18 protein-coding genes and 1 other RNA gene are annotated in these 21,003 nt (G+C 38.6%); 16 read left to right on the top strand and 3 right to left on the bottom strand.

All coding sequences use genetic code 11. The features are described 5' to 3' along the window. The first annotated feature begins 112 nt into the window (after window positions 1–112). From SOI76_RS14015 to ssb, 14 genes are all read left to right on the top strand, one after another. Complete coding sequence (locus SOI76_RS14015) at window positions 113–1,264, top strand: EmrA/EmrK family multidrug efflux transporter periplasmic adaptor subunit (RefSeq protein WP_002121732.1); 1,152 nt, start codon at window positions 113–115, stop codon at window positions 1,262–1,264. Window positions 1,265–1,270: 6 nt separating this feature from the next. After that, entirely contained in the window at window positions 1,271–2,794 is a 1,524-nt protein-coding gene (locus SOI76_RS14010) for a DHA2 family efflux MFS transporter permease subunit (protein ID WP_104079287.1), read from the top strand. A 303-nt stretch (window positions 2,795–3,097) separates the two neighbouring features. After that, window positions 3,098–5,083, top strand: coding sequence for a gamma-glutamyltransferase family protein (ggt, locus tag SOI76_RS14005; protein WP_104079288.1), 1,986 nt, complete (start codon window positions 3,098–3,100; stop codon window positions 5,081–5,083). A 160-nt stretch (window positions 5,084–5,243) separates the two neighbouring features. Beyond that, window positions 5,244–5,603: a transfer-messenger RNA gene (ssrA, locus tag SOI76_RS14000) on the top strand. A 179-nt stretch (window positions 5,604–5,782) separates the two neighbouring features. Continuing rightward, the gene (locus SOI76_RS13995) at window positions 5,783–7,012 is read left to right on the top strand and encodes a tyrosine-type recombinase/integrase (RefSeq protein ID WP_031999186.1); all 1,230 of its coding nucleotides are present in this window, start codon (window positions 5,783–5,785) and stop codon (window positions 7,010–7,012) included. Between the two features lie 147 nt (window positions 7,013–7,159). Further along, entirely contained in the window at window positions 7,160–7,927 is a 768-nt protein-coding gene (locus SOI76_RS13990) for a hypothetical protein (RefSeq protein ID WP_000578618.1), read from the top strand. Window positions 7,928–8,136: 209 nt separating this feature from the next. Then, on the top strand, window positions 8,137–8,352 hold the full coding sequence (locus SOI76_RS13985; protein ID WP_000153154.1) for a hypothetical protein: 216 nt from the start codon (window positions 8,137–8,139) through the stop codon (window positions 8,350–8,352). A 2-nt stretch (window positions 8,353–8,354) separates the two neighbouring features. Further along, entirely contained in the window at window positions 8,355–8,564 is a 210-nt protein-coding gene (locus SOI76_RS13980) for a helix-turn-helix domain-containing protein (protein ID WP_001016479.1), read from the top strand. Then, entirely contained in the window at window positions 8,561–9,115 is a 555-nt protein-coding gene (locus tag SOI76_RS13975; RefSeq protein ID WP_001988245.1) for a Bro-N domain-containing protein, read from the top strand. The genes SOI76_RS13980 and SOI76_RS13975 overlap by 4 nt, the downstream gene beginning before the upstream one ends. Continuing rightward, entirely contained in the window at window positions 9,108–9,476 is a 369-nt protein-coding gene (locus SOI76_RS13970) for a hypothetical protein (protein WP_001046481.1), read from the top strand. Before SOI76_RS13975 ends, SOI76_RS13970 begins: the two co-directional genes overlap by 8 nt. A 9-nt stretch (window positions 9,477–9,485) precedes the next feature. Further along, the gene (locus SOI76_RS13965; protein WP_000787149.1) at window positions 9,486–9,791 is read left to right on the top strand and encodes a hypothetical protein; all 306 of its coding nucleotides are present in this window, start codon (window positions 9,486–9,488) and stop codon (window positions 9,789–9,791) included. Between the two features lie 124 nt (window positions 9,792–9,915). Next, the gene (locus SOI76_RS13960; RefSeq protein ID WP_001064707.1) at window positions 9,916–10,194 is read left to right on the top strand and encodes a hypothetical protein; all 279 of its coding nucleotides are present in this window, start codon (window positions 9,916–9,918) and stop codon (window positions 10,192–10,194) included. 12 nt (window positions 10,195–10,206) lie between these two features. Then, a complete protein-coding gene (locus SOI76_RS13955) occupies window positions 10,207–12,672 on the top strand; it encodes a DUF927 domain-containing protein (protein WP_086377480.1) in 2,466 nt (821 codons plus the stop codon). A gap of 332 nt (window positions 12,673–13,004) precedes the next feature. Beyond that, window positions 13,005–13,331 (top strand): single-stranded DNA-binding protein, encoded by a 327-nt coding sequence (ssb, locus tag SOI76_RS13950; RefSeq protein WP_058222113.1) that lies wholly within the window; start codon window positions 13,005–13,007, stop codon window positions 13,329–13,331. Window positions 13,332–13,409: 78 nt separating this feature from the next. Here the strand turns inward: ssb and SOI76_RS13945 are convergent, their stop codons facing one another. The 3 genes from SOI76_RS13945 to SOI76_RS13935 are packed head-to-tail and all read right to left on the bottom strand — an operon-like array spanning window position 13,410 to window position 15,670. After that, a complete protein-coding gene (locus tag SOI76_RS13945) occupies window positions 13,410–14,072 on the bottom strand; it encodes a hypothetical protein (protein WP_223154297.1) in 663 nt (220 codons plus the stop codon). Window positions 14,073–14,106: 34 nt separating this feature from the next. Continuing rightward, the gene (locus SOI76_RS13940; RefSeq protein ID WP_032023364.1) at window positions 14,107–14,556 is read right to left on the bottom strand and encodes a hypothetical protein; all 450 of its coding nucleotides are present in this window, start codon (window positions 14,554–14,556) and stop codon (window positions 14,107–14,109) included. A gap of 7 nt (window positions 14,557–14,563) precedes the next feature. Next, window positions 14,564–15,670, bottom strand: coding sequence for a hypothetical protein (locus SOI76_RS13935; protein WP_032023363.1), 1,107 nt, complete (start codon window positions 15,668–15,670; stop codon window positions 14,564–14,566). A 646-nt stretch (window positions 15,671–16,316) separates the two neighbouring features. On the opposite strand from SOI76_RS13935, the gene SOI76_RS13930 reads away from it, so the two are divergent. Continuing rightward, window positions 16,317–17,006, top strand: coding sequence for a hypothetical protein (locus SOI76_RS13930; protein WP_068523863.1), 690 nt, complete (start codon window positions 16,317–16,319; stop codon window positions 17,004–17,006). Window positions 17,007–18,866: 1,860 nt separating this feature from the next. Then, on the top strand, window positions 18,867–20,999 hold the full coding sequence (locus tag SOI76_RS13925; RefSeq protein WP_205668387.1) for an McrB family protein: 2,133 nt from the start codon (window positions 18,867–18,869) through the stop codon (window positions 20,997–20,999). Window positions 21,000–21,003 lie beyond the last annotated feature (4 nt).

The following is a 21,003-nucleotide window of genomic DNA, read 5'->3' as shown; positions in this document are numbered from 1 at the left end:
AAATTAGCTCCTTTGACAATGCGGTATGTCTTGTTCATAGAAAAATAAAAACTCTATAACAAGGTGTAGTGCGAGATTGATGGCAAAGCCAACTCATCTTTAGGAACATACCATGACTGATGCACAAAGCAATGTACAAGAAACAGTGCCAACAACATCTGCCTCGGATGAAAACAATCAAAACAAGCGCAAAAAATTTCTTGGTTTTTTTGCGCTGATTTTATTGATCGCCGCTATTTTGTATGCAATCTGGGCATTATTTTTAAATAATTCCGTGAGTACGGATAATGCCTATGTCGGTGCAGAAACCGCGCAAATTACTTCAATGGTGAGCGGACAGGTCGCTCAGGTTGTCGTAAAAGATACCCAAACTGTACATCGTGGTGACGTGCTGGTTCGTATTGATGACCGTGATGCCAAAATTGCATTAGCTCAAGCTGAGGCAGAACTTGCCAAAGCAAAACGCCAATACAAACAAACTGCGGCAAACAGTAGTTCTTTAAACTCTCAAGTGGTGGTGCGTGCTGACGAAATTAACAGTGCCAAAGCACAGGTTGCTCAAGCACAGGCAGATTATGACAAAGCTGCTTTAGAGTTAAACCGCCGTGCACAGCTTGCTGCCTCTGGTGCAGTGTCTAAAGAAGAGCTCACTAAAGCACAAAGTGCAGTTGAAACAGCTAAAGCAGGGCTAGAGCTTGCCAAAGCTGGTTTAGCGCAAGCCTCTTCAAGCCGTAAAGCTGCTGAAAGTACCTTAGCTGCAAACGAAGCGTTAATTCAGGGTGTAAGCGAAACATCAACACCTGATGTACAAGTTGCGCAGGCGCATGTTGAACAAGCTCAGCTTGATTTAGAGCGTACCGTGATTCGTGCGCCAGTCGATGGTGTGGTTACGCGTCGTAATATTCAAGTGGGGCAACGTGTTGCACCAGGCACCAGCATGATGATGATTGTGCCGCTTAATGATTTATATGTAGATGCTAACTTTAAAGAAAGTCAGTTGAAAAAAGTCCGTCCGGGTCAGGCAGTCACGCTGACTTCAGATTTATATGGCGATGACGTTGAATATCACGGCAAAGTGATGGGCTTCTCTGGTGGTACAGGCTCTGCCTTTGCCTTAATTCCGGCTCAAAATGCAACGGGTAACTGGATTAAAGTGGTTCAACGCTTACCGGTTCGTATTGCACTTGACCCGAAAGAACTTGCTGAACACCCACTGCGTGTTGGCTTGTCGATGGAAGCAAAAGTCGACTTATCTGCGAAGTAAACGCTTATGAAAACGCAAACACCTTTTGCCGAACTAAGCGGTGGCCGTTTAATACTGGCAGCGTTTGTTATTGCCTTGTCGAACTTTATGGTCGTGCTCGATACGACCATTGCTAACGTATCTGTACCGCATATTACCGGTAACCTTGCCGTTTCAAGTACACAAGGAACATGGGTTGTTACGTCGTATGCTGTTGCAGAAGCGATTTGTGTACCTTTAACAGGTTGGCTTGCAGGGCGCTTTGGAACCGTTCGGGTTTTTATTTTTGGTCTGATTGGTTTTACCATTTTTTCTTTCTTGTGCGGCCTAGCAAACTCATTAGGGATGCTGGTGTTTTTCCGTATTGGCCAAGGTCTATGCGGTGGCCCGCTTATGCCACTCAGTCAAACTTTGCTCATGCGCATTTTCCCTCAAGAAAAGCATGCACAGGCGATGGGTCTATGGGCCATGACTACCGTCGTTGGACCAATTTTAGGACCAATTTTGGGTGGTCTGATTAGTGATAACCTGTCTTGGCACTGGATTTTCTTTATTAACATACCAGTCGGCATTGTTTGTGTTTTAGCGGCAATCCGTTTGCTTAAACCTGCCGAAACAGAAACGATTTCTTTAAGAATCGATACCGTCGGTTTAGGTCTGTTAATTTTGTGGATTGGTGCGCTACAGCTCATGCTCGATTTGGGGCACGAACGCGACTGGTTTAATAGCACCAGCATTGTGGTGTTAGGCTTGACTGCCGCTATAGGCTTTGTGGTATTCCTCATATGGGAGCTGACCGATAAGCATCCCGTCGTGGATGTCAAAGTCTTTAGGCATAGGGGCTTTGCTATTTCGGTACTGGCCTTGTCGCTTGGCTTTGGCGCGTTCTTTGGCAGTATTGTACTGATTCCGCAGTGGCTGCAAATGAACCTTTCCTACACCGCGACGTGGGCCGGGTATTTAACTGCAACCATGGGCTTTGGTAGTTTGACCATGTCACCGATTGTGGCAAAGCTTTCGACCAAACATGACCCACGGGCACTGGCGAGTTTCGGTTTGATTTTGCTGGGTGGTGTGACCTTAATGCGGGCATTCTGGACCACAGACGCCGACTTTATGGCACTGGCTTGGCCACAAATTCTGCAAGGTTTTGCTGTACCGTTCTTCTTTATTCCACTGTCGAATATTGCACTCGGTTCAGTACTCCAGCAAGAGATTGCATCTGCTGCGGGTCTCATGAACTTCTTAAGAACTATGGCAGGGGCGATTGGTGCGTCAATTGCGGTGACCGTGTGGGATGACCACGCCAAAGTTGCACGTAGTGAAATGGTATCAAACCTTCATACGACTGAAGTACAAAACACACTTTTGCAAAATGGGTTTACGGCTGACTCGACCTTAGGAATTATTTCAAACCTTGTCGATAAAGAAGCGATTACCATGTCGGCAAACCATGTATTTTTGCTATTTGCGATGGTGTTTGTCTTTGCGGGGCTGGTGATTTGGCTGTGCCCAAAACCCAAACAGGTTAGCGGCATGCCTTCTCACTAAACATCAAAAAAGCATCTCTTCGGAGGTGCTTTTTTTAGGCCTACTACAAAATGAGCGAGTTTATAAATAGGAAATTTTGCCTGTGTTTAAAGAAATAAAGCATGCCAGAATTGGGCAAATCAGTTATAAAAGAGTGTGATAATAAGCAAGGAGACATCACACAGAGCACAAAATAAATACCCTCAATCATTTAATATTATTAAAACTTTATTTTTATCAAAGATTAAAAACTGAAGACCTGAAAACAAAGAAGCTTGCATGGCAATTGCATGGATAGGCAGGCGTATATATTGGAGTTATCACGTGAATAAAAGATATTCATTTTTGTTCAGTAGTTTATTAGCAGTCGGTTTATTACAAGGATGTGGAGATGACTCCTCGTCAGATCAGCCCAAGGATGATTCAAATACAACCCCGCCCAATTTAATTGTAGATAACGACCCCACCAGTTGTAGCAAACTGGCCCAAGACGGTTCAAGCGTGGTGGTCGGTTCAAACCAAAATGGTGACCCAGCAGCGCCTGAAGGTGCTTCGGGTTATAGACTCGGTAACACGGTTAAATACGCAGATAAATATATGGTGGTGGCCAACACGCCACTTGCAGTAAAAGCAGGCTGTGATGTTTTAAAAGCCGGCGGTAGTGCAGTTGATGCAGCCGTAGCAGTACAAGCCGTGCTTGGTTTGGTCGAGCCACAGTCGAGTACCATTGCCGGTAGTGGTTTTATGATGTATTACGATGCCAAAACCAAACAGGTCACGGCTTATGATGGTCGTGAAACCGCACCCGCCGCAGCTAACCCATATTATTTAATTCGCCAAAATATGGATGACCCAAATTCACCAGCACCTGTACCAAGTGCGCGCCGTAGTGGTCGCTCGATTGGTGTGCCGGGTGTGATGCGTTTACTTGAACAAGCGCAAAAAGAACACGGCAAACTCAAATGGAACCAGTTGTTTGATGAAGCCATTGGTTTAGCTGACAACGGTTTCCGTATTCCGGGGCGTTTGGCAGATGCCATTGCAAGTAATGCAAATAGCTTGGCGCTCGATGCAAATGCAATGGCGACCTATTTCTACCCAGATGGTTTACCACGAAAAGTGGGTGAAATCATGACCAATAAAGAATATGCAAAAACGCTTGAAGCACTTGCTGTACAAGGGGCAAATGCATTGCACACTGGGCCAATTGCTCAAGCGATTGTGGCAAAAGCAGGCCAAACGGTAGGGGATGACCCAGCAAGAACTCCAATTACGCCAAGTTTGATGACCTTACAGGATTTATCAAACTATGAAGTGAAAAAGCGTACTCCAATTTGTACCACTTACCGTGATAGTTTCTATGTATGTACCATGCCACCTCCATCTTCGGGAGGGATTGCGGTTGCGCAAACGCTGGGTATTTTAGAAAACTTTGATATGTCGCTTTACCCACCTAAAAACCCTGAAAATGAAGGTGGTGTGCCAGATGTGATGGGTGTGCATTTAGTGTCTGAAGCAGAACGTTTGGCCTACGCCGACCGCGATAAATATGTGGCAGACACTGACTTTGTCGCTTTACCAGCACAGGGTATTGCAAGCTTTATTGATAAAAATTACTTAAAACAACGTGCAGCACTAATTAACCCGAACCAAAGTATGGGCGTTGCTCCAGCGGGTAATTTCAATACAGCAGCGGGTGTCGACACGACTGTTGAACATGGTACGACTCAGTTCACGATTGTAGATGCCTATGGCAATGTGGTTTCAATGACATCGACTGTTGAATCGAGCATGGGTTCATTCCACATGGTGGATGGTTTCTTGCTGTCAAACCAGTTAACTGACTTTAGTGCGAACCCTTATGATAGCACTGGGGCACCAGTTGCCAACCGTGTAGAAGGGGGCAAACGCCCACGTAGTACTATGGCGCCAACTTTAGTGTTTAAAGGCACCACGCCAGATGAGTTTTATATGGCAACAGGTTCACCAGGTGGCGGTACCATCATTCAATATGTGGTTAAAACTTTGGTAGGTGCATTAGACTGGAATTTAAATGCACAGCAGGCCACTTCACTTGTTAACTTTGGTGCGACCAATAGTAAAAACACCAATGTAGATAGCTCGAATGTGCAGCTTTCTTTAGTTGACCTGATTGAAGGTTTAAAAGCAAAAGGGCATGGCATCTCTAACACTGCGCAAACCAGTGGTATTTCAACGATTATGAAAGTAAATATAAATAATCAAAGTAAATACACAGGTGGGGTAGACCCACGCCGTGAAGGGATCGTGTTAGGCAATGGTGCTTTATAGACCACACTTTAAAAAAAGCTGTCATTTTTGGCAGCTTTTTTATGTGGCCCTTGAAAAAAACAAAAGGCTCTCCATTATGTAAATATGTTCATCAGTAGCAGACTGTTGATAAATTGCACAGCATTTTATTTTAGTTATGCTATGATGTTCAGACATTCATGGGGATGTTATTGGCTTCGACGCCGGTGATGAAACTCATAGATGCATGCCGAGAGCGCATTTTCTCTCGTAAATAAAATTTGCATTTTAATAGTCGCAAACGACGAAACTTACGCTCTAGCTGCCTAAGGGCAGTTTGTCCGCTTCCTAGAATACTTGTGGTTTAGGAACCCGACCGTAGCGCACGCACACAAGTCCGTATAGAGTCAAGCTTCGGGGCTTTATACCAAACTTAGAGGATCGCACTTTGTACCCTGTTCGTCGGGTCACTTGGTGTTAAAACAATAGACGATATCTAAGCATGTAGTATTCTCGAGTGTAGTGCTGGCGGACGCGGGTTCAACTCCCGCCATCTCCACCAAATACCTAACAAAACATGGCAAAATATGCCAAGTTTTAAAACGAAAAGGCTTGATTCTAAAGGGATTGGGCCTTTTTTCTTGCCTGAACATAACTAAATATAACTAGCCATAGTGTACATGCACCGTGTACACTGCCTTGTACATTGCACATTTTGTTGAACTCGCTGGTGTACAAGCCATGAAAAGAACAGAAATCAAACGTAGACCGTTATCAGATACCGTACTAGCTAACCTTGAACCGGAATCAAAAGAATATCGGGAGCTGGACGGCGAAGGCTTATATTTCCGTGTAAAGCCTGATGGTAAAAAAGCATGGCTATTCAGATATAAAAAAGCAGATGGTAAATGGTCATGGCTGGGTATCGGTACTTATCCTGAATTATCAGGAGCAGGCGCAAGGAAGAAGGCTAGAGAGATAATCAAGGATATATCACAAGGTGATAATCCAATCATTACCAAGCAAGAACGTAAACGCCAAGAGCTTGAGCAAAATAATGCCACCTTTGAAGTATTGGCCCGTGAATGGCTGGATACCAAAGCAAATACTTGGGTAAAGGACACCATGACCCGAAACAAGGGTGCATTGGAAAAACATATATTTCCCATTTTTGGTAAACGCTTGTACACCAGCATTAAGCCGATTGAATGGATGAATCATTTAAAAGGTATTCAGCAACATCAAGGAATATATGAACAGGTAAACCGAGTTCGGGCCATGTGTCGTGATATATACGATTTTGCAAAGGTGACAGGCCGTATTGATTACAACCCATTAGAGGGGCTGCAAAAGTTCCTACAGCAGGGCGTAAAACAAAATATGTCACATGTGAGTGAACAGGAGTTACCAGCACTATTGAGGGCCATTAATAGCTACCCAACTATGGACGTTCGGATGGGCTTGCAGCTTTTGGCCATGTTGTTCTGTCGACCTACCGAGCTAAGGGAAGCCAAGTGGCAGGAGTTCGACTTGAATCAAGGGATATGGAATATACCAGCCGAGCGCATGAAGAAACGCCGTGAGCATGTAGTGCCTTTACCTAGGCAAGCTATTACCATACTAAATGAGTTAAAAACTTACGAAACCAATTCTGAGTATTTATTTCCGAGCAGATCAGACAAGAGCAAGCCAAAGTCGGACACAGTTTTCATTATGGCCTTGCGCCGTATGGGGTATGAAGGTAGACAAACACCGCACGGATTTAGGCACATTGCCAGCACCTTGTTAAACAATCGTGGTTTTGATGAACGTCATATTGAAGCAGCACTGGCACACGTAAAGGATGGCGTGGCAGGCGTATATAACAAGGCTCAATATTTAGATGATAGAAAAATCATGCTGCAATGGTATGCGAATCATTTAGAAGAAATTGCAGATCAAAGGATTATTCAGTTTAAAAAGGCTAAATGACAATATATGGCGAACTATTAGCCAATAAATGCACAAATATAGGTAAATATCGTTTATATTTAGATTACTAGGTATAGGCAGGCCAGCCGACAAGCAAGTCCCCAACTTGTTTACCTAGCTACTTTGGGGGATGCTTGGGAGGCGGTTTTGATTGGTGCTAATGAAGATTTGGATAATATTCCAAAGCAATTTATTTCAGTTAATGAGTTGCTAGAGATTTTTGCCGACCTTGAAAAAACTACCTTAGAAAAGTCCGCGCAATGGCTTATAAACAATAAACAAATTTTGAATGCAGCCAAAAAGCTAGTCCTTAAAAATGAATATACACTTGTCGAATACGAACATAGCGATAATGATTTTTATAACTGCCCAATTGAAGCGTTGTCGCTTATTGCTAGTGGCGAAGATTGCGACCCTTATAGTGATTACGTAGGCTTTTCTAGGTATGTAATATTAATGAGCTTGAAGGAGCTTGGCTTAGATATTGGCGATGCCTTGATTAATAATAGTCGTGCTTATATTGCCAAAAACTGCCATGAATATGATGATAATTTTTATAAAAAGCAATGCGCCTATTTAATAAGTATGATTGGTCAAAGTCCTGCACTAGAGCTACCTATCCAGCAAGAAAAGGATATTAATAATACCTATCTCTTAAATCCAAGTAATCCGAACTATATCCCAGCATACGCCTTGCTTCTAAGAATACATCATGATTTAAATACAGTTGGCAGATTTGAGGGTACAAAACAGAAAAGAGTTGCCGATTGCCTTGAGGAATATGGACAGCACTACGGTGTACAAAATACACCGACCAACGCTATACACTTTTCAAATCTGATAAAAGTTAGAACTACGGCCAAAGATGAGGCCAGCACAGCTATGAAAAAAATACTTTCTCAAGAACAAAAATAATATTTTCTTTTATCAAAGTAATAATTACATCTTATTAAAATAATACTTTTTTAGCTATAGTGATAATTTGCGAAGAAAAATAATATTTTTGTCCGACTAATTAATATTTTAGTTTTTTAAATTCATACATTTAGGTGATTAATTTATATTTTTTAATAACAAAATAAAACCCATACTAAACCCATATTCTTTTGTATATGGGCTTTTTTATGACTATTAAACCTATCCGCGTTCAATTCAAAACCGCTTGTGAACTATTGGACATAAGCCGTGAATCATTGCGTCACATTCAGCGTACAGATGAAACTTTCCCGAAAGCAATAAAAATAGGTACTACCAAACAGGCTCCAGTCTATTTCGACTATGCCGAGCTTGTAGAGTGGCATAACAACCAAAAACAAAGCCTTGCAGCTATGGAGGCATAACCATGAACCATCAAACTGTCATCCTAGATTATCTCAAACAAGGCAAGACCCTAAGCCAAGCTGAAGCCATAGAGTTATGCGATTGTTACCGCCTAAGTGCTGTTATTCAGCGTTTACGCCTATTAGGTCATAACATTGTGACCCACCAAGAGCCAAACCTAAACAGCAAAGGCACTCATGCCCGATACGAATTAAAAGAGGTGACAGCATGAACGCCGTAACCCATTTCGATTTTAAATCCAGATCCGTTCGTATTGTCCTAGATGATAATCAAGAACCGTGGTTTTGTTTAACCGATGTATGTAAGGCTTTGGACATTTCAAGATCATCTGATTTATTACAGATTCAAAGGGGGGATGTTAAAAACGAAACCCCTAAGCGAAATGGTGCATTAGATTCAAAGGGTGTGGCGGATTACCACACCCCTACCAATGGCGGTATTCAAAAACTCAAATTTATTAATGAGCCGAATTTATATCGCATCATCTTTCGATCTAATAAAACCGAAGCGTTGAATTTCCAAAACTGGGTATTTGCTGAGGTATTGCCGTCAATTAGAAAAACCGGTTCATATTCTGCTAGACAGTCAGCTTATGAAGAATTGAACCGTTTATGTATGCAAGAGAAAGTATCTAAGGATAAAGGTACATTTCATAGTTTAGGTATGCACCGCCGTAAATATGAAAAGCATTTAAACGCCAAGCGTATCCAAACATGCAAAGCAAATTTACAGATTGCTTTTGATGGGTTACACCATGAATAAGTATGTAAACCCTGAATTTTTCAAAGCCTTTGACCATTACAAAGCAATGCTGGCCCAGTATGGGGAACATCACCCCATCACTGAGCAGGCCCTCATTTTGACAATGCACTACACGCCTGAGCATATCAAAGCGGAAATGCACCAAAAGGCGAAGGAATTAAACCTGTTGCCACCACCAAGCGGTTATACGGATGACGGCGAACCCATGTACCAGTTAGAGGACATTGCAAAGCATTTCGGCATTAGCTTTGAAGAAGCAGAACAGTGTTTATTGCAGATGATGGATAACCGCCAGCAAGTCGGATTATCAAATGACGGCGTTTTGATTGATTCAAATATTCATATCAACCGTGTGCAGTAAGGGCCAATAATGAAAAATGAATTATTCGATATTGCCAACATGCCCAAGTATGGTTATATTAATCGGGCTTTGAGCAAAATCTCAAAGTTAGCTTTGGTCGGCTATAAATGTAACAAAGGCGCACAGTCCGCTTATCGGGCTTTTTTTGTGCGTAATATCTCTATGCGTTCGCATATCTCTATGGCGAAGCTGGAGAGGGACACCTTCGGGTGTGCAGGTTTCCTTTGTTCCCTGTCGACCAACCCTTTTCAGCTTTGCCACCCTCATTTGGTCGTGAATGGCAAAGCTCTTTTAAAAAACGAAGGAGCGCATTAATCATGCCTAAAAATATCCATCAAATTACACGCCAGCGTATCCAGTCTACTGACTTTGCACAAAAGCAAGGATTGGTTAAACGCATTTCCTCAATGCTTAAAAAAGTATGGGGAGTGTAATTACTATGAATAACCAAAACGCTAAAAACACGCCTAAAACTTATGATGCAGGCGATTTATGGGACATTCAATCATTAGCTGAATTTGATATGAACTGGATGGAAGTAGCAATTTCAGATATTAAAAATCGTTTAAAAGAAATAAAAGCCGAACTTGGTGGTAAGGATGTTTTGGGCTTTTATGCTTTGGAAAATGTCATTGATATGTACCAGTATATTGCCGAAAAACGTCACAGCTATCATGCAGAGCAGGCAGAGAAATATAAAAAAGAATGGCATGGGTAAGGAGGGGGGACAATGAACATTAAACCCGCTTGGGATACCAAGCCTGATATGTTTGAGGGCAGCATTTCAAATATTACCCCGCAAACACAACAAAGCCCACTGGAGGAAGTGGGCAATGGTGCAAGTCATTCAATAATTGAAGCACTTGAAGAACATACAGTCCCATTATTTAACAATAATCCACTACACGGTGCAATGGCTGAAATGGTGGGTGGTTGTCCTGTAGAAATCCGCCGTTCAGTGATTGAGAAAGCCACCCAATATGGAGAAGCTGATGATAATGCCCTATATGGTTTAGCCGTATTTGATCTATACAACGAGCATTTACAGCCTACAGGTGCAGTATTCACTAACCCAACTATTAAAGGTTTTAAGGATATTGTTTTCGGCCATGGCGGTTTGTATTTCAACCGGTCAAAGTTGAATGAATTACCTTTGATTGTGACGGATGACATTCATCTTGCATTTAAAACAGCGTATCCAATCTATGCACCGTATCAATCAGATAAGATTAATGCTTATACCCTCAAGACATTGATGCAAGCACATGCTGATCTATGTGTGATAGCCCCAGTCCATCAGCAAGATGCTATACAACGGCGTTACAGTGGTATGGATGTCAAAATGGCATTTATTCCTGAACCTCCAAACATTGCTATGCTTCAAGATGAGCTAGACAGCATGATTAAGGTGGCGATAGATCAAGCCAAGAGCCTGGCAAAAGGACACTTAGCTAAACCATTTAAGATCAAGGAAGGCGAATATTTAAATATCCTTATGGATGGCTTATATCTAGTGAAGGAACATGATGATGGAGAAGGCGGTATTAAACGTACTAGAACCAGAATATCTGATTCAGCAATTATATTAGGTGAAGCCAGAAGCTTGAATAATAATAACTGGAAGCGTGTAATTCAGTTTAATGATAAAGACAATGTTCAGCATACGTTACTCATTCCCTATGAGCATTTCATGGGTGAAGCACAAGAAGCATTAAAGATCATTGCCAATCATGGATTAATGCCACCACGACAACCAAATAAGAAGAATGTATTTATTAACTACATTCAGGACTATCCAATAGAAAAGCGTTTTCGATGTGTTGACCGTACCGGATGGCATGGTCATTCATACGTTACGCCAAGCAAAACATATGGCGATTCTAGCGGAGAAGAACTTTTATTTAATAGTGAAATGAAAAACCCCTACGCCGTGCATGGCAGCCTTGCAGGATGGCAAGAACTAAGCCGCTTGATAGAGCCTCATGCACTGGGTGTACTGGCGTTTTCTTGTGCATTTTCGGGACAATTGGTTGCGCCATTAAACTTAGAGAGTGGTGGCTTTCATATCTATGGCTCATCTACCGATGGAAAAAGTACCATTACAAAAGCAGCGTGTAGCGTGTGGGGCAATCCTAGAGAAGTATCGAAACAATGGCGCACCACAGACAATGCCCTGGAGAACGAAGCCGAATTAAGAAACGATAGCTTTCTAAATCTTGATGAATTGCGACAGGCGCCCCCTAAGGCCGTGTCGGATATTGTTTATATGCTTACTGGTGGGCAAGGTAAATCACGAAGCAGCAAGACAGGCAAAAATAGGGATTCTAAGCAATTCAACTTGATGTATACGTCCACTGGCGAAGTCACCCTCGAGGAACATTTACGGCGTGGCGGTATCGAGCTAGATGCAGGTTTATTGCTTAGGTTCGCCCATATCCCTAGTGATGCAGGCAAAGGATACGGCGTATTTGAATGTGTCAACTATGGCAGCAATTCAAGCGATTTGGGCAACCGCATTAATGAGCTTGCTGCGAAGCATTACGGACATGCTGGCATCAAATGGCTTGAGTATCTGACCAGTGATAAAGATGTAGTAATGCAGCAGGCCCAGAAATTACTAGACAGCTTTATTGAGCAGCACACCCAAGCAAAGAACGGACAAGCTAACCGCGTTTTACGCCGTTTTGCATTGGTGGCGGTGGCTGGAGAGCTGGCAACACTGGCAGGCATTACAAGCTGGCAGCAAGGACGCGCATTTGAAGCCGTAGCGCAATGTTTTAATACTTGGCTAAATAGTCTAGGCGGTGGCGAGAATATGGAAGAAACAAAGATTCTTGAACATATCAAAGCCTTTTTTGAATCCAACGGAACGAGCCGTTTTGAAGACTTAACCGTAATCAGACAGGCAGACGGCGAAGTAATCCGTCCGCGCACTCATAACCGCGTTGGGTATTACGATCCTGATGATAAAGTCTATCTTGTATCGCCGACCATGTTTAAAAAGGAAATGTGCATAGGCATGAACGAGGCGAATGTTAAAAAAGTCTTAATCAAACATGGCTGGATTAAAGAGTTTATCGAGGGAGGCAAGAAACTATATGTGAAAAAGTCTAGCGTCAATCTACCTGACGGCACACGGCCGAGAATGATGCACTTTAGCACTGAGGCCATGCAGAACTCAGATAGTGAAATCTGAAAATAGATTTTATAGGGTGGACGATGTGGACATAGTGGACATAAAGAAAATATTTATAGTTAATGTATTGCTATATATAGATATTATTATGTCCACTTTATATAAATATACATATTTTAATAGGTGGACATAAGGTGGACATGATTCAAGGTAAATATATCTTGTCCACCTACTATGATTTTAATGTCCACTTTTTTTATATGTTGTTTTTCCTATGGGTGGACAGATTTAATTATTTAAAATCATGTATATAGAAGTGAATGTCCACTTTGTCCACCATGTCCACCTAAAATTACACATATACAAGTACAAGCATATTAAGAGATTGAACAATGCCAAACGTAAAGAAAGTTACTGTCATGGGTGTGTTAGGTCTTAACCCTGAAACTAAACAATTTTCCAACGGTGGCAGCGTTACGACATTCAGCGTTGCAACTACTGAGTTTTGGAAAGACAAGACCACAGGTGAGCGTAAAGAAGCTACAGAGTGGCATAGAATCACCACCAGCAACCGTTTAGCCGAGATTGCCAGTAAGTACCTCAAGAAAGGCGGAAAGGTGTATATCGAAGGCTCATTGCGTACAAGGAAGTGGAAGGACAGCAAAGGGGCGGAAAAGGAAATAACCGAGATTCGAGCAGATGAGATGCAATTGCTTTGATCGAAAGCTCCCTAAATATGGAGAGCTTTTATTAGTGATTTATAAATTTTATTTTAATTAAGGAGGCTTAAGATATTTCTACTTTTTAGTTTTTTTTGGTTTTTTGATCTTATCTGCTGGCTTTCGAATAGACTTTAGGTTTAACACACAGTGCCTTACCTTATATCCACTTAAACCAGAATGTGGGTGTACTTGAGTACTATAGAAAAGATTAATGTCATCATGTGGCCAAGTTAGTTCAAGTCCCTCCAAATTTGTATTACGGGCTGGATCATTTCCTGCAGCCTCTAACTCGTTATACCATGCTCTTAAAATTTTATTTGTCGATTGGGTCGTATTAACAACATAAATTAATACACCACCACATTTTTCATTTTTTTCTCCAGTGGAGTAGTCTTCTAATAGTTGCTTGAATCCGCCATCAATTTTTGTGACACCATTCCATATTTTAGACTCACCAAACCATTTATATGGATAACCAGATAATTCCACATGAATATCTACATGACCATTATCAAATTTATCATGAGCAGCGTCATAATTTAAGATCTTTAAGTCTCTAACTATTTGAGTATTAATATCATCTTCAAATACTTTTAGCGCCTCTTTATTCGCATCACTTATAGGATATTTTTGGGCTATTATTTTTCGACTCGCCTGTATCTCTCTTAAAATTTCATCTAAATCAGTATAAAGACAATCTATGAAGGCCTGATAGGATGTTGGTTGTAGTCGAGTCATAAATTTAATAACCCGAGGATCTAATAAGCCTGGGTTAGTGAGCATTCAAATTACTCACAAATAATATTGATGGGGAAAAGAAAGTTAGCACTTGTTGATTAAACTCTTCAGCTGTTAAGACCTCCCCATTCAAAGGATGGATGTATTCGCCAGTGGTAATAGAATCTAATATCCCACTTACATCATCAGCATCATCAACTATTTCAAATCGACTAACTAAGGAATTATAAGCTTCAAATTTTTGCGACAGAACATCAATGTTGTCTTTTGTTAGAAAAAATACAGCACTATAGAAAATATCTTCTGAAGTGGATGAATCTACGCGCTTGTAAAGGTCTGCAAAAGTTAGATGGTTTTTCTTGGATGGGGCAATCGAAATGTAATCAATCATTTTAAGACACGCACTCAACATTTCAGCTGAGACATCTTTCAACTGAAACTCTAAATTTTGCTTTAGCTCTAACAAATATTGAGAGCGTGTCATTGTCAAATTACCTTAATGTTAAAAGCTTATTGAGAACAAACTCAATATCCTCATAAGATCGGCTACCAATTACAAATGCGTTGTAAAGATGGCTACCATTAATATTACTTAAAGCGTTATAGCTACTATTTAATGAAATTTCTATATCCCTATTATAGTATTTTTTACTTATCCGATACGGTGTAATAGTTTCATCAAGTTTCACACCGTCAACTTCTGTATTTTTTAAACCATTAACACCAGATTCATGATACACAACTTGTCTGATATCAACGCTAGCTCCACGTAATTTTTCGTGATGAGCTGTACCTTCAGTAGTTGTGAAATAGATCTCTGTTACACCACTGATATTATCGACAGTCTCATCATAAAATTTTTGAATACATGGAAATAAATCTAATGGGGCAGCTAGAAAATCATATTTTTGCATGATTTCTAAACCTAATTCTTTTTTAATGAAATGAGAAAAATTGCTATGAATTACGTTAAGTTCATTCCTTGGCATAACTCTAGCTAGATCTACTAAAATAATTAATAGACTCCGCTCCTCATCTAGTATCACTGAATCAAAGCATCTTAACTCTGTAGTTTTAAAGCCAAAAACAGAGCTATACAATTCACTAATACTATCTTTTAGATCATCCGTATCGATTTCTTGTCTAACTGTTAATTCTCGTACTTGGGAAAATTGATATGAAATAATTAGATCTTCTCGGATGTCATATCTTTGAAATGGATAAAAAGTTCTTTTGTTTACTTGTGACTCTACTTCAAGATCTGGCTGATGGCTTTCAAAAGTTGAATCTAATTTTTGTTTAATTTCAGCAATATTTTTCACATTTTGATAAACAGTAATAAATTTGTCATCAAATAAGATATGTCTATTAACAGTATCTGATATTTTTTCTTGTAACTTTTCTAATTTTTCCAAATCATAAATAGCTGATAATTTTTGCTGTAAATCAGAAAATTTGCGACCACTTAAGTTCCTACCCACAGTCTTAAAGATTCGCTGAAACTCTTTTAAAGACATAGCTCTTTCTTCAGCTATGTCCAATGTGGATGCTATTATTTCACGTACATCATCAGTGTCATGTTTTTGATCATCAGTCATTTTGATTTCGATATCTTAAGTTATTGAAAGGTAACTTAATAATTAAACCATATCTCTAATAAGATTTATTTATATAATTTAACGCTTAGTATTAGTATAAAAATAGCGTTGAGGTCAGCTATTACAATTATTTTTTGGCCTACTCATGTAGTGATATCAATACACAGTATGTTTACATAGCAAATTCAAAGAATTGAAATTTAATATTAAAAAAGTATAAGCAAAGGGACGGCTTACTATTATTCAATAGTTAATTGATGGCCTTAATACATGTTAAAAATTATGTGACCATATCTCATTAGATAGCTGAATGGTCATTATCACCATGCAGGTTCAACTATCATGGAAATCGTGATAACTGAATAAGCAGCTTTAGATCGGTGCAGTCTAATTAGACAAAACGCACTTTTGCGTTTACCTGTAAAAACAACACATTATATTCACCTGGCATGGATGCTCAATTTTGAGCTTTGTTTTGATAACAATAAGTTGAATACATCCCTATCAGATTTAAAATCCGAAAGGGTTACATTTGATATGCCATGGGGCTCTTACCGGAAGCCAGTACCGCCAAAAGATACCGGTACTATGAAATGGGGGTATCCTTTTGCATGGGACTGGTATCTTGAAATACGAAGGGGAATTTATGAAAAAGAAAACTTTAGAAAAACAGATAAGGCAAGTCGGATTTTGGACTGTTATAGGGATATTCTCGTACATGGTGATGGCATTCTTTCTGAAAAGCAATTACCCAATTTATGAGTATGACTTTAATCGATCTGTTGCATATGACGTTATAAAAGATGCTCTTACTTTAGGTGCTGCCTTCCTTGCGCCGGTAGCTGCATTTGTTCTTTTTAGTGATTGGCGGAGTGAACACAAAATAAAAAGTACACTTCAGCTTTTAGATGATTTAAATGACTTATCATTCCATATTAAAAATGGGTTTGGTTTTTATCATGCTAAAATTATCATGGAAAAAGAGATAACTACGAACGAATTTAGAAATAGAGAGGATCGTCAAAGATTATTATGGGAACTTATAGAATTAAGAAGAATGAATGGTAAATTTTTAATAAAAAATGAAAAAATAAATGTTTATCAAGAATTGATAGTTACCTTTGATAACTTAGCTAGTAAAATTTTAGATGACTTACATATATTAGAGTATTTTTCTTTCAGAATAGCTCGAGATAAAAATTCAATTGAAAGTGAGTATAACCAAAAAAATCGTTTAGAAAATTTTCAAAAATATGATGAAAAATTTAAAAAATTAGAAGCTCTTTTGAAAGAAATTACTAATCAAGCAGTTGATGTAAAAGAATCTATTCTGTGAAGCTGAATAGAAATTGAATATTAAGAGATGTTCAATTACACAGTATAAAAAAGTCCTCTATTTTGGATTGTAGTTTATTCATACCCCCTGTTTTGTCGTTCTACGTCGTACAAGAAAGGGAAAATTTAGATATACGACACACCTTTGATTTACCTTGACAGCAACCGACTACAAAGCACTATAAAAACCATGCTAAAGCCTTTATATGTAGGCGTTACAGCCATTTTATTAAAACTGTATTTCGTCAAGGTATGTCAAGGTAAATCCGTATAACTACGTATAACAAATTTAGGTTGTTGAATCGGAAATTCACCCTTATAGATTTGAAATCTAATAGGGAGATTTCTATATCTCTTAATCTATAGCATTACGTATCACAAAATAGCCTTAAATCTTGTTGGACAAGGCAAACTAAAAAGCCCTTAAAAAACCAACTCAAATCTAAGCTATATAGGGAGTATAGCGATTCAACTAGAACCTTGTTTTGTCCAACTACGTCCAACAAGTAAAGCGGATTTGTCGTTCTAGGGGCATGCAATATTCCCCAGTAATCAATTAAAAAACATGCCTAAAAACATGGATAGTTTTCTATTCCATCAACGTGAATGGCTTATTTCATCTAATTAATTTTTGCTTTACGGCGTATTTATGAAAAATGCCATCTATGCCAGTCATAGCAAGGCATACAGGAATTTAATGAAATTGATTTCGTAAAACTACGTAAAACAAAACGGCCTTAAATTATTCTTTACAACGTTTATTCAGCTATCCTTGATAGGACACCAGTAGAAAGACCATTAAAATGACCTTGAAGCTATATACAACAAGGTTTATCGCTATTTTAAGGAATCTCATTTCATCAAGGTACATCAAGGGAAACATGTCTATTAAGCTTCATCACTGGCGAAAGTTAAAAAACAATTCCACGTTTTAAATACAGTGCCTTACTACGAGAAATTCGTAGTAGCTACCTAGATAAAAGATTACGTTTTATTAAGAGCAAATGATAAGAATTGATAAGGTTTTATCGGGTTTTAGGTGCGTCCAATGCCGGATTAACATTTGAAACCAAAGGTGAGCGCAAAATTGCGTTGGCTAAATCCATGTTTTAAAAGCAAAGCTCAAAATTGAGCAACGGTATTCAACAAAGCGCAAAATCGCGTTTTGCAACAAACACGCGCGCGCGAGAGGGATGCTTCAAATATGGTTTTAAGGCTTAAAATCCCAATAGAGCTACAGTGCGATTATTCGGGCGGTTTACTTCTGCAAATAACCTGAACATAGGGATACCCCCCACCATCTAAATCCTCAACTTCGGCAATGTACACGCGACTGGATGCACGTATCTGCAATCGAAAGTATTTCGTGATTTTTATAACTTGCTCACACTTAAAACGCGACCAAGCTTCTTAATCAGCCACTTGAACGGCTAAGTTAATTCAAGATTTAAAATCCAATCACCAAATATGGTTTTGCGCTCAATAAATTTATTAAAGCCAAATAACGAGCCTCATAATCCGATCCACTAAAAGGAGTGTTTTTAACTCCTGAGTTCGTCACCCAGCATGACAACTAAACTCAGAGAAATGCCCTAGTAACAAATAATTTGTACACTATTGTGTACACTGTTATTTTTTGAATTGAAATTAACTTTAAAAAACAATTATTTGTTTTATCAGTTCAATTGACGCCATCCCACCAAAATTCGTGAAAAACCCTGAAACGTAAGTTTCGGGGTTTTTTATTGGCTTTAAATTAATATTTTATTAAAAAATAATAAGTTTGCTTTTATTCAAAATTATGAGTTTAAAGTTAAAAGAATATATAATTTATTAATTTGCATTAAATTAGTAAGAAAAAATGGCTTTAAATAATATTGAAAACCAACTGTATAAATCAACTGTAACTTATTGGTTCGTGGGAGCAACCTTTGGTCGCAATGAAGATCAATTTGAGCGCTTTATTAGTCAAAGGATTTGGGAAAATGGATACGAAAATGAGTTAACAGATAAAGTCCAGTCAATGAAAGTAGGGGATAAAATAGCTATCAAGTCCAGTTATGTTCGTAAAAATGGACTGCCATTTGATAGTAGAGGTAATTTCGTTTCAGTAATGGCTATTAAAGCTATTGGGACTATAACAGCAAACCGTAATGATGGTCACTTCGTAGATGTAGATTGGGAAGTATTTAAGCAACCTAAAGAGTGGTATTTTTATACGAATAGAACAACTTTATGGGAAGTTAAGTATGAATCTGACTATGCTAAAAAATTAATTGATTTTACTTTTGGAAATAGAACTCAAGATTTAGATTTCTTCCGAAATGAGCCATATTGGAAGAATCGTTTTGGAGATATTATTAAGAAAGAAATTACTTGGGCGCCATTTTTGGTTGATTTATCTAATAAACTATTAATATATAAACAGAATAGAACTACTTTAGTCGAGAAAATTAAGCTTATTGCTGAAAAACATAATTTATCTTATTTATTGAATAAAAAATTGAATGATATTTGTCCATTTACTGTGGTGGGTATGATTAATAGGCAAATGACTATTGCTAATAGAAAAGCAATTGCCGCTGATTTAGCACAAGTTTTGTCTATAGAGTCAGAGTTGCCTACTGATTTTGATGGGGTTCCAGTTTTAAATAACATGAAATCTTGGTTCTTCTCTTATGAACAATTTCAGCAGCCCAACGATGTACAAAATTTATGGAATTTCTTTGAATCATCAATTTTGTTTGCAGATGGAGAAGATACTGTTCAAGCAACACAGATATTTATAGATTCTTATAACAACCTTTTAAAGCAAAAGGGTATTGGTTGGAATATTACGATGGCATTGTTTTGGATACGGCCATGGGATTATTTAAGTCTAGATGGTAGTTCCCGTAAGTTTATTGAAGAAGAATTAAAAGTTAAAATTCCATATAGTGGTATTAAGAAAACTATAGATGGTAAGAATTATTTAGGATTGATTAGTAGTCTCAAAACAATGTTTGAAAATGATAATTCCATTGTAAAAAGTTTTCCTGAGTTAAGTATTAAAGCTTATGACCCTGATATCTTAGAACAAGATGAAATTGCTGATGAATCATTAATCATTGAAGAGTTTGAGATATCTTTAACTGATATTGTTGCTAATCAATGTTTTATTGAGGAAGAAAGACTCAGCCAGATTGTTCGTAGAATTAAGTCAAAAAAGAATGTTATTTTCCAAGGGGCAACAGGTACTGGCAAAACTTGGATTGCAAAACAGTTAGCGGAATATATTGTTGGGCATAATAAAGAAAATTTTATTCATGTTCAGTTCCATCCGACCACCTCGTACGAGGATTTTGTTAGAGGTTGGAGGCCTAATTCTGACGGAAAATTACAACTTGTTGATGGTCCTTTTCTTGAATTGATAAATCGAGCACGTCATAACCCTTCACAAAACTTTGTTATTTTAATAGAGGAAGTTAACAGAGGAAATCCTTCGCAGATATTTGGTGAAATGTTGACGCTAATAGAAAACTCAAAACGAACTCATCAATATTCATTAGAGTTAATTTATAAAAAAGATAAAAATGAAAAAATTTATGTACCTGAGAATGTTTATGTATTAGGCACAATGAATATTGCTGATCGTTCATTGGCCAAACTAGATTTAGCATTTCGAAGACGTTTTGCTTTTGAAGAGTTGGAACCAACTTTTAATGAAGTTTGGATGAAAGTTGTTAAGGAAAATGTTGTTCAAGTAACTTCAGAACAACTCCAAAAGTTACGTTTTAATATTGAGGAATTAAATAATGTAATTAAAAAAGATCCTCGCTTAGGTAAACCATTCTGCATAGGTCATAGTTTCTTTACATCAGTTCAAACCTTTTCAAGTATACAAGAGTGGCTTGATGATATTGTAGAGTCAGAAATCAAGCCATTGTTGTTAGATTATTGGCCAGACAATGAGTCTCAAGTTTCAAATTTTTGTAATGAATTAAAGGATATCTAAGTAG

It is taken from the genome of Acinetobacter pittii (genome assembly GCF_034064985.1).
In the GTDB taxonomy this organism is placed as follows: domain Bacteria; phylum Pseudomonadota; class Gammaproteobacteria; order Pseudomonadales; family Moraxellaceae; genus Acinetobacter; species Acinetobacter pittii_H.
The sequence above is the reverse complement of the archived record's forward strand: the minus strand, read 5'-3'. Positions and strand labels throughout refer to the sequence as shown.

Excerpts from the sequence above, each read along its gene's own strand:
- SOI76_RS14015 (WP_002121732.1), top strand. The coding sequence starts at position 113 with ATGACTGATGCACAAAGCAATGTACAAGAAACAGTGCCAACAACATCT.
- SOI76_RS14010 (WP_104079287.1), top strand. The coding sequence starts at position 1,271 with ATGAAAACGCAAACACCTTTTGCCGAACTAAGCGGTGGCCGTTTAATA.
- SOI76_RS13995 (WP_031999186.1), top strand. The coding sequence starts at position 5,783 with ATGAAAAGAACAGAAATCAAACGTAGACCGTTATCAGATACCGTACTA.
- SOI76_RS13985 (WP_000153154.1), top strand. The coding sequence starts at position 8,137 with ATGACTATTAAACCTATCCGCGTTCAATTCAAAACCGCTTGTGAACTA.
- SOI76_RS13980 (WP_001016479.1), top strand. The coding sequence starts at position 8,355 with ATGAACCATCAAACTGTCATCCTAGATTATCTCAAACAAGGCAAGACC.
- SOI76_RS13975 (WP_001988245.1), top strand. The coding sequence starts at position 8,561 with ATGAACGCCGTAACCCATTTCGATTTTAAATCCAGATCCGTTCGTATT.
- SOI76_RS13970 (WP_001046481.1), top strand. The coding sequence starts at position 9,108 with ATGAATAAGTATGTAAACCCTGAATTTTTCAAAGCCTTTGACCATTAC.
- SOI76_RS13965 (WP_000787149.1), top strand. The coding sequence starts at position 9,486 with ATGAAAAATGAATTATTCGATATTGCCAACATGCCCAAGTATGGTTAT.
- SOI76_RS13960 (WP_001064707.1), top strand. The coding sequence starts at position 9,916 with ATGAATAACCAAAACGCTAAAAACACGCCTAAAACTTATGATGCAGGC.
- SOI76_RS13955 (WP_086377480.1), top strand. The coding sequence starts at position 10,207 with ATGAACATTAAACCCGCTTGGGATACCAAGCCTGATATGTTTGAGGGC.
- ssb (WP_058222113.1), top strand. The coding sequence starts at position 13,005 with ATGCCAAACGTAAAGAAAGTTACTGTCATGGGTGTGTTAGGTCTTAAC.
- SOI76_RS13945 (WP_223154297.1), bottom strand. The coding sequence starts at position 14,072 with ATGACTCGACTACAACCAACATCCTATCAGGCCTTCATAGATTGTCTT.
- SOI76_RS13940 (WP_032023364.1), bottom strand. The coding sequence starts at position 14,556 with ATGACACGCTCTCAATATTTGTTAGAGCTAAAGCAAAATTTAGAGTTT.
- SOI76_RS13935 (WP_032023363.1), bottom strand. The coding sequence starts at position 15,670 with ATGACTGATGATCAAAAACATGACACTGATGATGTACGTGAAATAATA.
- SOI76_RS13930 (WP_068523863.1), top strand. The coding sequence starts at position 16,317 with ATGAAAAAGAAAACTTTAGAAAAACAGATAAGGCAAGTCGGATTTTGG.
- SOI76_RS13925 (WP_205668387.1), top strand. The coding sequence starts at position 18,867 with ATGGCTTTAAATAATATTGAAAACCAACTGTATAAATCAACTGTAACT.